General features: G+C 23.8%; 10 protein-coding genes and 1 rRNA gene. All 11 read left to right on the forward strand.

Features of this window, described 5'->3' with window-relative positions; genetic code table 4:
* Window positions 1–6 precede the first annotated feature (6 nt).
* The 11 genes from rrf to NX779_RS01225 all read left to right on the forward strand — a co-directional run bounded on the left by rrf (window position 7) and on the right by NX779_RS01225 (window position 13,732).
* Window positions 7–115 (forward strand): 5S ribosomal RNA (gene rrf, locus NX779_RS01175).
* A 116-nt stretch (window positions 116–231) separates the two neighbouring features.
* Complete coding sequence (locus NX779_RS01180) at window positions 232–4,755, forward strand: ABC transporter permease (protein WP_259430383.1); 4,524 nt, start codon at window positions 232–234, stop codon at window positions 4,753–4,755.
* Between the two features lie 74 nt (window positions 4,756–4,829).
* Entirely contained in the window at window positions 4,830–5,447 is a 618-nt protein-coding gene (locus NX779_RS01185; RefSeq protein ID WP_259430384.1) for a hypothetical protein, read from the forward strand.
* A gap of 89 nt (window positions 5,448–5,536) precedes the next feature.
* Window positions 5,537–6,589 (forward strand): phenylalanine--tRNA ligase subunit alpha, encoded by a 1,053-nt coding sequence (gene pheS, locus NX779_RS01190; protein ID WP_259430385.1) that lies wholly within the window; start codon window positions 5,537–5,539, stop codon window positions 6,587–6,589.
* Between the two features lie 12 nt (window positions 6,590–6,601).
* On the forward strand, window positions 6,602–8,992 hold the full coding sequence (gene pheT / locus NX779_RS01195; protein WP_259430386.1) for a phenylalanine--tRNA ligase subunit beta: 2,391 nt from the start codon (window positions 6,602–6,604) through the stop codon (window positions 8,990–8,992).
* The gene (locus NX779_RS01200; RefSeq protein ID WP_259430387.1) at window positions 8,992–9,513 is read left to right on the forward strand and encodes a YceD family protein; all 522 of its coding nucleotides are present in this window, start codon (window positions 8,992–8,994) and stop codon (window positions 9,511–9,513) included. Before pheT ends, NX779_RS01200 begins: the two co-directional genes overlap by 1 nt.
* Before the next feature lie 17 nt (window positions 9,514–9,530).
* Window positions 9,531–9,710 carry a 50S ribosomal protein L32 gene (gene rpmF / locus NX779_RS01205; protein ID WP_004427809.1) on the forward strand — a complete coding sequence of 60 codons (180 nt, stop codon included), beginning with the start codon at window positions 9,531–9,533 and terminating at the stop codon, window positions 9,708–9,710.
* 179 nt (window positions 9,711–9,889) lie between these two features.
* Window positions 9,890–10,819 (forward strand): 16S rRNA (cytosine(1402)-N(4))-methyltransferase RsmH, encoded by a 930-nt coding sequence (gene rsmH / locus NX779_RS01210; RefSeq protein ID WP_259430388.1) that lies wholly within the window; start codon window positions 9,890–9,892, stop codon window positions 10,817–10,819.
* Window positions 10,820–10,828: 9 nt separating this feature from the next.
* Window positions 10,829–12,085, forward strand: a complete 1,257-nt coding sequence (locus tag NX779_RS01215; protein ID WP_259430389.1) for a hypothetical protein — start codon at window positions 10,829–10,831, stop codon at window positions 12,083–12,085.
* 62 nt (window positions 12,086–12,147) lie between these two features.
* Window positions 12,148–13,272, forward strand: coding sequence for a cell division protein FtsZ (ftsZ, locus tag NX779_RS01220; RefSeq protein ID WP_259430390.1), 1,125 nt, complete (start codon window positions 12,148–12,150; stop codon window positions 13,270–13,272).
* Window positions 13,273–13,282: 10 nt separating this feature from the next.
* On the forward strand, window positions 13,283–13,732 hold the full coding sequence (locus tag NX779_RS01225; protein ID WP_259430391.1) for a cell division protein SepF: 450 nt from the start codon (window positions 13,283–13,285) through the stop codon (window positions 13,730–13,732).
* Window positions 13,733–13,802: the final 70 nt, after the last annotated feature.

The raw sequence follows: 13,802 nt of genomic DNA on the forward strand, positions 1-13,802 counted from the left end.
AACTAATCTGGTGGTTATAGCATAGAGGTCACACCTGTTACCATGCCGAACACAGAAGTTAAGCTCTATTACGGTGAAAATATTGCGTTAGCGAGAAGATAGCGAGTTGCCAGTTTAATTAAGAACCTTATGGTTCTTTTTTGTTATTTATAAAAAAATAAAATATAATTATCTTTAAAATAGTTGTGATAAATTATAATTAGAATGATATGAAAGAAGGTGTTTTTAAATATGAGAAATATAATAAAAAGTTATTTAAAAACTTTCTTTCAAAAAAATTTCGTAACTACTTTTGGTATTTTGTTTTTTATTATAATGTTGTCAACTGTAATTTTAGGAATGTTATCAACACCATTACAATTAAATTCGAAAATAAATCAATTATCAAAAACTAATATTTCATATAATTCATTAATTAGAAGTGAAAATATGACTTATAGTCCTGAATTTACTTACAATTATTTTTATTTAAATGAACAATTTGAAAAAGAAAATAGAGATAAAGAAATTAATAATGTTTTATCAGATCGTTATATAGAAGCTATTAATAGTGAAATTGAGCAAAATTTTGATAAAAAAGATTTACCTGAAAGAAATGATAATAATAGATATATTTTAGATTTAACTTCAGAAAAAGACATAATTATTGCAAACTATATAAGTGATTTGATTAACAGTGATTTACAAAAATATAGAAGTGGTGCTTTATTAAAAAGTACGGCTTTTATAGAAAAAGCTAACGAAAGAAATGATTTTAATCTTAGAAATGTAGTAAATGAAATTGCAAAAAGGTTACTTAGAAATTTTGTTAAAAATAATGTTTTTAATAAATTAAATATAGAATTTGAAAATGGTATTCCTAAAATAGAGCCAGGTTCTTTTAACGTTGATAATTTAAAACTAGAAAGTAAAGATTTAAGTTTTCTTATATCTGAAGCTTATAGAGCTTATTCAAAAATTGACAATTTATTTTTAATGAACGGTATAAAATCAATTGATAAGAATCAGATAAAAAATGATATTCTTGAAATTAGAGAATTAATAAAAAAAAGAGACATAATTAAATTATTCAATTATATTCAAAACAAGTTTAGACAAATATCAAAAGATATTAATGAAAAGAAAAAAGAAGTATATCTACCAACATTTGATATGTTTTCTGAACAGTATGAAAACAAAATTTTATCTGTAAACGATCATGACGATAGAGTTTATTTAATTAATAAAATAATCAGCAAACATTCTGATAAATATTCAGTTCAAACTACTAAAAGCTTTACTTTAAATGAACAACAAGTTGGTCAATTATTACCAATAAAAACATTACAACTAACATCTGATATTGAACAGTTTAAAGAAACAAATCGATATTTTAACCAAGTTCAGTTAGATAATAAAAATTATAATCATTCAACATTTGCTAAGAAATGAGAACATGATATTGATTATAATAAAGTTCTGACTCCAGAAATAGTTATTTCTTCAGCTTTTGCAAAAGCTAATGATATAAATTTAAATGATATTTTTTCAATTCCTTCTTCAAATAAAGCAGATCTTTTGATGCCATTTATCGATAAAAAAGATGCATTTTATTTAACATCATTAAAAGCTAAAGTTGTTGGTATAGGTTCAACTTTTGATGATATTTCATCTAAAAATTCTGCTTTTGATTTTTTCCAAGAAAAACCAACATTTGTAATTGGATATGCAAATAATAATTTCATTAATCAAATGAGAGAATCTAGATGAAACTTTTCAACAGAAAAGGATTCATCTTATGATGTTTTATTTAAAATTAAAAATTTAAATAACAATAAATCATTAACTGCTGAAGAATGTTTTAAAGAAATTATTTTTAATAGCAATTCAAACAAAGGAATAAAAACAGCATTTTTTGATAAATCTTTCCCTCCTTATGTTGAATGAAATTTTTCAAGAGTTGCAAAAGATATTAACTCAATTAGAGTTCAAGTTATTATTTATATGGTTTTAGGAGTAACTGTTCTAATTCTAGCTTTTATATTTATTAACTTTGCTTTAAGAAAAGAAATGAATGAAACTAGAAGACAGTTAGGAATATTTAAATCATTTGGATATAAAGTTATAGAACTTTCTTGAATATTTGCTTTAAAAACCTGAATAACAATCTTTTTAGGAATCTTTTTAGGATATCTATTATCAATTCCTATTCAAAACAACTTAGCTTCTAACTTTGTAAGTTCGGTAACATTTGTCTTTAGCAGAGTTTATTTTTCACCAGGTTTATTCTTTAACTTATTTGCATTAATTCCATTGATATTCTTGTTCTTATCTTATGCATTAACTATTTTATATATAAGAGAACCGGTTTTATCATTGATGAATAATGCTAAAAGAATTAAAAGAAGAATTAAAAGTGGTTGATTCTCTAACATGCTTTCTAAAAGAAATATCGGATTTAACTATAGAATGAGATTATCATTTATTAAAACTTCAATTGGTAAATTCACAATAGTTCAATGCTTGTTTGTTTTTGCTTCTTTATCATATTCATTATTGTTTGGAGCTCAAACTATTTTAACTCAATCAATTAATCAAGGTTTAGCAGAAATAAAATCAAGCGTTGATCATAGATGAACATGAAAAAATAACAGAGATATTGATATAACTTCAAAAGATGGTAAATATGATTTTTCAAAAAATAATTCTGATAACCGAGAACAATTAAAATATCACGACTTAGATAAAAAAACAGTTAATCAATGATTAAATGAACAAACGGACCAATCTGATTCAAGATATAGAGTTGAGTTATTATTTAGATTATTAAATAATACTTATAAGAGTGAAGAAAAAGATAAATTATCTATATTACTTCCATTAGAATATGCTAAAAAACGTTTATCACCATTCTTGCAAAACAATCAAAAAGAAGCTATTTCTGAAAAAGATAACGATCCAGTTTTAAAAAATAAAAAATACTTCTTAAATGTGCTTTCGACTTTTAATTTATTTAATAATAATGAAAAATGAAAATCATTATTAAGACTTATTGAAGCAAATGGAAATATCGATGAGAAATTAATAGACTTTAAGGACGATAAAAATATATTCTTTAATTTTGATGAACCTAATTTAGAAAATATGTCTAAAACTTTTGTTGGATTAGAATCAATTCAAGACAAAAAACATAATAGTTTGTTCTTATCTTCTATTTCAAAAACATTTTCTTACAAATTAGCTCAAACTTATGCACTATTTAAAGTGTTTTACAATTATAAAATAGATAAAAATATTCCTGATAAAGAAAAAAATATCTCTAAGTACTGAGATGAAGTTAATGAAAATGATAAATTACTAAAACAATTTGATCCTGATGATCAAAAATATTGAACTATTGGATCAAACCCACTAGTAAAAGAAATACAAGAATTAGTTAAACAACAACCAGGACTTCTTCCTATTTCAGTTAACTCATTGATTGGATCAAATAACTTATCAAATGCCAGTCAAAACGTAATGTTTATGTCTTTAATTCTTGATAAACTTAAAGAAAATTACTCAAACAACCCTGTGTTAACATTTAACCAGTTATTATATGACAAAAATACTGATTTATTAGCATCATCTGTATTTGCTAAATTTGTTGAAGATCCTGGATTATTAAGATTGAATTTATTTGAAATGAATAACAATAGATTTGCTGATGTTAGAAAGTTCTTAAATTTCGAAGGTATAACTGAAGAACAATTTGAAAAAGTTTCAGATCAGAATTTAGTATATATTGACCCTGAAACGAAAGAAAAATTACCAATGTTTAACACAATAGTACCTTATTATTATGCTAAATCTAATGGTTATGGTATTGATAGTAAGATTAAACTAGAAACTAAAACTTCTATCGCTAGAAAATTTGTTTTAAATATTGTAGGTATTAATAAGTCAATTACTTTATCACTTTCAAAAGTTCCTGATCTTGTTTTAGATTACAAAGTGTTTGCTTCAAAAATGTTTACAGATACTTTATATGATAAAAACACCGATAGTCCAAAACATTTTACAACTTTATGATCAACACACAAATTATTGGATGGAGAATTTGACTTACAAAATGTTGAAGATTCATTCAACTCATTTAAATATAAAGAAAGAAATATTTCATTAGATATTAAAGATAAAACACCAGTATTTTTATCACTATTCAGTTCGATGTTTGATGAAATTAATGACTTTATTAGTTTTTATAGAAATATCGATACTCAAATTGATGTTTATAATACTTCAAACCCAACACCTGGTAAAAACTCAAGATTAAATTCTAAATTATTTTCATATAACTTAGGAAAACAAGGTATTGAAAAAGTATTAAAAATTATGCATCGAATCATGGCTATATTTATTGTGTTAACTACTTTCTTATTAGTAATTATTTTAGTAGTAATTATGAATATAGTTGTTGGAGAATCTAAAAAGACAATACTAGTACTAAGAGCTATAGGATATAAAGATTTTGAAGTTAACTGAATTGTTATGGGAAGTTATGTAATAGGTGCATTTATTTCATTTATTCTTGCTTATTCGTTATCAAACGCTATTTGATTATCACTCTTATACTATGTAAGTTATAAATGACATATTTATATTTTCTTACCATTTGAAGTTCAATATTTATTTATAACATTCTTTATTATTGCATTTATTCTATTTATTGGTTGATTCTTCTCAAACCAACAAGTTAAAAAAACACCATTAACTCAAGCTACTCAAGCTGAATAAAAGTATGTCATTAATTGACATATTTTTTTGTTAATTTTAATTTAAAATATAACTATAAACACAAAGGAGTTAATATGATAGATTACAATAAAATTTCAAATGAATTTTGTAATAAATTTATTAGTAAAAATATTAAAACTAAATACAACAATATATCTATCAATTGAAGTTTTGAACCATATCCAGACATAATTTCAAAACCTAATTTTATAACTTATTTACAATCTAGTAGTAAATTAAAATTTTCATTTTTAATGATTGAAAGTATTGAAAATAAAATTGATCAATTAAGAGAATTATTTAATAAAACTAATAAAGCTTGTCAAACTTATTTATCTGAAACTCAAGATGATCAATTTTGTCAAATCCAGTACAATAAATTTTTATTAAATTGTTATTCAACTTTAAAAGAATTTATAAACGAAAGCTTAATTAAATGAATATTTTGCGATGCATTAAAAGAAAATTGAGTTGAATTCAACAAACAATATAATCATGATTATATGTATGATTATCAATTTTTAAAACTTGAACTTTCATTTCAAAAAAACTTATTTAATATTTTAAAATTTATTAGTAAAAAATTAAAAAATGATTATACTTTTAAACTTTTAATTGATGCTTATGTAATTGATTTAGAAGAAAAACAAAACTCATTAATTAGAATTAAAAATGAACTTAAAACAATATAAAAAATACTTCAATAGCAAAACGATATAAAAAACAGTAAAAAAATAGTAAAATATTACTAATTGTCTTTATGTAGAAAGTGTGTGATTGTGTGTTAAAACAAACTCAAGAAATTTTAAATAATTTCAACTTAAAAATAGAACAAGCTAATGATCTAAAATCAATTGAAGAAGTAAAAAAAGAATTTTTAGGTAAAAACTCACCTTTAAATTCAATTTTAAAATCAATTAAAGATATAAGTAAAGAAGAAAAACAAGAAATAGGAAAACTAGCAAATGAAATTAGAAGTGAAATCATTTCTAAAATAGAAACAAAATCTCAACAACTTAAAAAAGCAGCTTTATTAGAACAATTAGAAAAAGAAAAAATAGATGTAAGTTTAAATTCTAATAATTTTAAATTCGGTACAAAACATCCATTAAATATAGTTATTGAAGAAATTAGTGATATTTTTACTGAAATTGGTTATGAAATGGTTAGTGGTACTGAAATTGAAGAAGATTTTTACAACTTCCAATTATTAAATTTACCTTTAGGTCATCCAGCAAGAGATATGCAAGATACTTTCTATTTAAATCAAAGTACAGTGTTAAGAACTCATTGTACAAACATGACTTCTAGAATGTTATCTAAACTTGCAGAAAGTAAAACTGATGATAAAAACTTAGCAATTATTAGTTATGGTAATGTTTATAGACGTGATGATGATGATGCAACTCACTCTCACCAATTTATGCAAATCGATGGATTTATGGTTGGAGAAAAAATTAGTTTTGCTAACTTAAAATGAATTTTAAAATATATGTGTCAAAGATTGTTTGATAAATCAGTAACAATTAGAATGCGTCCTAGTTATTTCCCTTTCACCGAGCCTAGTGTTGAAGTTGATATAAGTTGTTTTAAATGTAAATCAACAGGTTGTGCAATTTGTAAATATTCTGGATGAATTGAAATTTTAGGTGCTGGAATGATTAACCAACAAGTTATGCAACTAAATGGATTAGATCCTACAACTACAACAGGATTAGCATTTGGAATAGGTATCGAAAGAATTTGTATGCTTAAATTCGGTATTTCAAATATTCGTGATTTTTATGAAAACAATGTTAAATTCTTAGATCAATTTTTATTTTATTCAGAATAGGAGGAACATAAAGTGATTATTACAAGAAAATGATTAGAACAATTTTTAAATTTAAATGATATTTCAAATGATCAAATTAGTGTTGCTCTTAACTCTTTAGGATTTGAAGTTGAACAAACTGTTGATTTTAATAATCTAAATTCTGAGTTATTAGTAGGATATGTTGAAGAATCAGTTAAAGTTCCAGACACACATTTAAAAAGTAACAAAATTAAAATCAACAAAAACAAAACATTAGATATCATATGTGGTGCTGAAAATATTGATAAAGATCAATACGTTATTGTAGCTCCAGTTGGATCAACTATTAGTAATGGATTAACATTAACTGAAAGAGAAATTAGAGGCCATCTTTCTCAAGGAATGGTTTGTGCATTAAATGAGATTGGAATTCCTACTAGTTCTTTAACTGAATTTGAATCTAAAAATATTTACAACATTAATTTAGATAATATTGATTTAAATTCCAGATTAACTCAATCAGCAAAACAACTTATTAATTTAGATGATTACATATGAGAAGTTGATTTAACTTTAAATAGAAGTGATTGTTTAGCTAGTTTTCAATTATTAAAAGAAATAGCTAATTACTTTAATTTAGAAATTAATAACTTAAATAACAACTTTAATAACTTTGAAAAAAATGATTCAAAATTAACAATTAAAGTTAATGAAGATATTAAAGACTTAGTTAAAACTATAGCCTTTTCTGAATACCAATTAAATGATTTAGTTAAATTAAATTCAAAAGATGATATTTGATTAAAATTAAATAACACTAAAACTAGTGATTCAATTATAGAAAATTTAGCTTTAAAAACAGCTATTCAAACTGCTCAATCTTTAATTGTTATTGATAAAGATAAATTATTAAAAAATAACAATTTAGAATTAAAAGAAATCACTAGAGAAGATAATAGTAAAGTTTTAGCATTAACTTTAAAAAATGAATTAGTTAATATTATAGGTTTAGAAGTTGAAGAGAAATTTAGAGTTGATAATAACACTAAAAATATTATTGTTTTAATGTTAAATATCGATACTGTTTTTATGAGAAACCAACAAAAAATATTAAACACTTCAACAATTGCTCTACAAAGATATATAAAACCAATCAATCCTAACTTATTTGAATTAGCTAATCTAACTTTTGCAAATGAATTAGAAAAATACAACTTAATCCAAAAAGCAACTCAAGTTGTTGAAGTTAAAAAAACATTCACAAACAATACTAGATTTGATGTTAAATTACAAAAAATTAATGATCTATTAGGAGTAAATTTAACTGTTGAACAAATTAAATCATTATTTAGAACTTTAGATTTTAATGTTTTTGTTGAAGATGATAATTTAACTTTTGATATTGATGTTAATAGAGTTGATATTTATTCAGTTAATGATATTTGTGAAGAAATTGCTAGATTATATGGATATGATAATATCGTTGAACAACCAATTAATTTTAAAACTATACAAAAAGCTAAAAATATTGATTTAAAATTAGAAAATAAATTAATTAATTATTTAATTGGATTAGGATTTAACAACACTAAAACTTATTCATTAGAAAACTTTGAATCAACAAGTCACTGAAACTTATTTGATATTAAAGATTTAATAACTTTAGAAAAACCTTTATCAAAATTACGTGACACTTATAGAACTAATTTAAGCAAATCTCTAATTGATGTAGCTATTTATAATTCAGTAAATAATAATAAACAATTAAAACTATTTGAAATAGCTGATATTTATGCATTTAATAATTTTAAACAAAGAAATTTAGTCTTTTTAACAACTTCAAATATTTATCAAGATAATTTATCAAATAATCAAATCAATGCTGATTTTTACTACAATAAATCTATTTTAGAAGCTATTTTTAAACTTTATAATTTAGATTGAAATAAATTAGATTATCAAGTTAATAATGATGTTATAGATGAAATTCATCCATTTATTAATGCAACTATTAAATATGATGATCAACTATTAGGATTTATTTATAGACTAAACCTGGGTTGAGAAAAAAGTAAAAAAATTGATAAAACAATTGTTGTCGAAATTAACTTAGATAAATTAAATCAAGTATCAAATAAACAAATTCAAATTAAAGAATTATCAAAATTCCAAAGTTCAAAACGTGATTTTTCTATCGAATTAAATAATGATATTAAATACAGTGATGTGATTAAAAAAATATTAGATGGTGCAAATTACATTACTAATGTTGAAGTTATTGATCAATATATTGATGAAAAATTAGAACAATCAAATAAAAAATCTTTAACTATACAAATTACTTTTAACAGTTTAGATCACCAATTAACAGAACAAGAAATCAATGATCAATCTCAAGTTATTATTAATAATTTAAACAATTTAAATATAACAATAAGATAATGAAATTAAGTTTTACAAAACAACAATTATCTAAAAATAAACACCAAGAATTAAAAGGTGATTTAGATAACTTAACTGATGTAGTTTGTACTAATTCATTAGTTAAATCTATTGATTATGTTAACTTTGATATTGATCTAGATTATATTGAATCTATTCAATCTGTTAGAGCAACTGGAGTTATTAACTATACTCTAACTGCAATTGATGCAAGAACTGGAAAAGAAATTAAATATAGTGATTATATTGATTGAGATGATGAATATAGTTTCGATAAAGATATTGATTCAACCAATAACATTATTTTAAAAAATGAATTTGACTTGTTTGAGTACATTATTGAACAAATAAATATAAATTTACCTTTCAATTTATCATTAACTAATGATATAATTAACAAGGACGGTTTTGGATGAACTTTATTAAGTGAAGAGAATTTCGAAACTGAAAATCAAAATAAAGTTGATCCAAGATGAGAAAAGCTTGACGAATTTATTAAAGATAAAGAAAACAATAATTAATAAGGGGGTGTAATAACATGGCAGTACCATTTAGAAAGACAAGTAAATCTGCAAAAAACAAAAGAAGAAGTCATCTAGCTTTAGTTGCTTCAGCTATCGTGTCATGTACTAACTGTGGGGCTATGATAAAACCTCACCGTGTATGTAGAGAATGTGGATTCTACAAACAAAAAGAAGTTAAAGTTGTTTCAGCTTAATAAAAACATTAAGAGATCATTAGATCTCTTTTTTTTCTTTTAAACTATATTTTTAAGTGATATATTAATATTATAAAAAAGCTCTTAGTTAATTAATAAATAATAGATCTGGTTATTAGGTATAATAAAAATTAAGAAATAATCAAAATAACTAGTAAAGTTTTAGGAGGCAGTTTCTAATGCAAGAACATATACCGGTTTTATTAAAAGAAAGTATAGAATATTTAAACATTAAACCTGATGGTATTTATGTAGATTGTACTTTAGGAAGAGCTGGACATTCGAGTGAGATATTAAAAAAACTTTCAGATAAAGGAATGTTATATTGTTTTGATCAAGACAAACAAGCAATAGAAAAAAGCGAAGATAAATTAAAACAAATTAGTTCTAATTTTAAAATTATTGAATCTAATTTTAGTAATATTTCTGTGCAATTAGCTTTAAATAATGTCTTTAGTGTTGATGGCATATTGTATGATTTAGGAGTTTCTTCGCCTCAATTTGATATAGCTGAACGTGGATTTAGCTACAGATTTGATGGACCATTAGATATGAGAATGGATCGAGCAAATAATAAATTAACAGCTCATGAAATTGTAAATACTTATTCTGAAACTCAAATTGCTGATATTTTATTTAGATATGGTGATGAGTCAAATGCTAGAAAAATAGCTAAACAAATCATTAATTCTAGACCTATAAATTCAACTTTACAATTAGTTGAAGTTATTAAAAAAGCACTACCTCAAAAAGTGTTAAAACAACAAAAACACCCTGCTAAAAAAACATTTCAAGCATTAAGAATTTATGTAAATAACGAGCTAAATGCTTTACAAGAATCAATCACTCAAGCATTAGAATTATTAAATAAAAAAGCAAGAATATGTGTGATAACTTTTCATTCATTAGAAGAAAAAATAGTTAAAAATTCATTTAATAGTGTTACAAATTATAAACAAGAACAAATATTATCTAGTCTACCTATTCATGTTGAATCAGATTCAAATTATAGATTGATTGTTAAAAAACCTATTAAACCAACAAATGAAGAATTAGAAAATAACAAAAGAAGTCATAGTGCTAAACTTTGAGTAATTGAAAAAAAATAAGAGGTTAGTATGAACAGAGAAACTAGTTTATTTCCTATTGTTGAAATACGTCATCATTCAATCAAATTTGAAGTAATTAGATTTTATAAAAATCAAGTTGTTGTTGTTTATGAAAATACTTATTATGGTGATGGAGCTGAAATTTTAACTAGTCAAGGAATTGTTAAAGAATCAAATATTGTAAGTAAATTTTTAGAACAAAACTTTAACATAATTGAACTAAAATTTAAAAATTTAAAACTAAGAGATGTTGGGTTAGTCTTACCTAATCATATTTCAATTATTAGAAAAAATATACATTGTGATTTAACTCAACAAGATACTTCAAAGCTAAAAAACTCAGTTTCATTAAACCTAATTATGAAAAAATCGGCTAAGTTACATGATCCAAATAAAATTTCTCAAAATATTAAAATTTTAGATAATAAAATATATGAGTTATTCATTGATAATAAAAAAGTTGATCTTAACCATTTAGATAACATAAATATGAATGGAAAAGATATAACAATAGTTTCTTCAATTATTACAATTGATAAAACACTGTATGAATCACACGAAAAAACTCTTACTAAAATTGGTAAGAAAGTTTTATGAGCAAAACCTAAAATCTTTGCTTTACATGAAATGGTATTAGATAAGAAAAATCCGTTTAAAATCATTGTTGATTGAAGATATAACGAAATTGAAATAGGTTTATTTAGACATAATATTTTAAGTAAAATTGTTAGAATGTCATTTGGTGTAGAAAAAATATTATATGAAGTTAGCCAATTTATGGATATTGATTTAAATTTAGCTTCTAAATATGTTTTTAATAATATTGATTTTGGTTCTGACAATTTAAAAAATATTAAAGTGTTTAGCCGATGAAATAAAAAAACAAAAAGTTTAGATATTGTTACAGCTGATAAATTAAAAGAAATAGTAAATGATAAAATTATAGAAATGTATCAAGAAATAAAAGATTCTATAATAGATTCAACTTCAGAAGAATATGATATTTATAACTTTGGATCAATTTCAAATATCCCTGGAGTTAAAAGTTTAGTATGTCTAACAAATAGAGATTATATTTGTGGTCAGAACTGAATAGGTGATTTTATTATGGGTGGAGATTCTTGTTCATTAATAGGTCTAGCAACCTTTGCAAATAGAAATATTGCTAATAATACTGATGAATTATACCTAAATGAAGACGAAACAAGCTTACAAACAACTACAATAGTAGATAAATATTTTGAAAATAAAAACAAGAGCAATTAAATTTAATAAAATAAAATAAAGATAATGGTTTTTGTGTCTATAAGAAAAGGAAGGTTTTTAAAATGGAAAACAGATTTAATCAAGTTGCAAAAATTAAAGTTATTGGAGTAGGTGGAGGAGGAAACAACGCCATAAATAGAATGTATAATGAAAACGTTCAAGGTGTTGAATTTTATGTTGCAAACACAGATGCACAAGTTTTACAATCATCTCCAGTTCCAAATAAAATTATTTTAGGAGAACAAACAACCAAAGGTTTAGGAGCAGGAGGAAATCCAGAAATTGGAAAAGCTGCCGCTTTAGAAAGTGAAGAAGAAATTAAAGAAGTATTAAAAGGTGCTGACCTTATTTTTGTTGCTGCAGGAATGGGTGGAGGAACAGGTACTGGTGCTGCTCCTATTATTGCTAGAATCGCTCAAGAACTAGGTTCATTAGTTATTGCAGTTGTAACAAAACCGTTCTTATTTGAAGGAAGACACCGTATGAATAATGCAACAAGTGGACTTCAAGAATTAAAAAAACACGTTGATTCAATGATTGTAATTTCTAACAATAAATTATTAGAATACATCGGAGGAATTCCAATTCAAGATTCATTCAAAGAAACTGATGCAATTTTAAAACAAGGAGTTCAAACAATTACCGATCTAATCGCAGTTCCAGCAATCATTAACTTAGATTTTGCAGACATTAAAAATGTTATGTCTAAAAAAGGAGATGCATTATTTGGAATTGGTATTGCTTCAGGAAAAGAAAAAGCAACTGAAGCTGCTAAAAAAGCGATGTCTTCTTCATTATTAGAAGCTTCAATTTCAGGTGCTCAAGATATTATTGTTAATATTACTGGTGGAAGCACAGTTAGTTTAAATGATGCTTATGATGCAGTTGACGTAATTACTCAAGCAACTAATAATAAAGATTTAAATATTATTTTTGGTATGGCAATTAATGATGAATTAACTCAAAATGATGAAATTATTGTTACAGTTATTGCTACAGGATTTAATCCAGCTAACCAACAACAAGAACCTGCTAAAAAACCAGCAAGTGAATATTACAGATCAACAAACATTGAATCTATTATCGATAAAAACGAAGAAAAAGAATATGATGAAATTTTAGAAGATCAAAGCACTACATTTGCAACAATTGATGATGAAGATGATTTTCCAACATTCTTAAAATAAGGAGAGTAATATGTGATTTAAAAAAAAGAAAAATCAGAAAGTAGAAGTAACTACAAATATCGAATTTCCACCTGCATCAATTGATCAAAATTTCTATGAATCAGATAATAATTCGAATGAAAATCAACAATTAAAATTTACAGTTTTTGATTCTATTCAAAATCACGAAAATGAAAATCATGATAATAAAAACAAATCTATTGATCAATCAAATTCTAATTTAAATTCTTTTCAAAATATTTCATCAAAAACTAATGTAATTGCTCCTGGTAGTTTTTCTGAAGTTCAAAAAATAACAGATACATTATTAAAAGAAAAAGTTGTATTTGTAGATTTAAAAAAACTTGATTTAGAAGACAAAAGACGTTTTAAAAATTTCATAGCTGGTGTATTGTATGTTAAAAATGGTGAATACACTAGATTACACGAAATGATTTATAAATTTACAATTAAAAATTAGCGTTCTATGAAACGCTTTTTTATTTTGTATTTTCAGTAAAAAAACAAGATGGATATACATCTTGTTTTAT

This window comes from Mycoplasma cottewii, assembly GCF_024918975.1.
GTDB lineage: Bacteria > Bacillota_I > Bacilli_A > Mycoplasmatales > Mycoplasmataceae > Mycoplasma > Mycoplasma cottewii.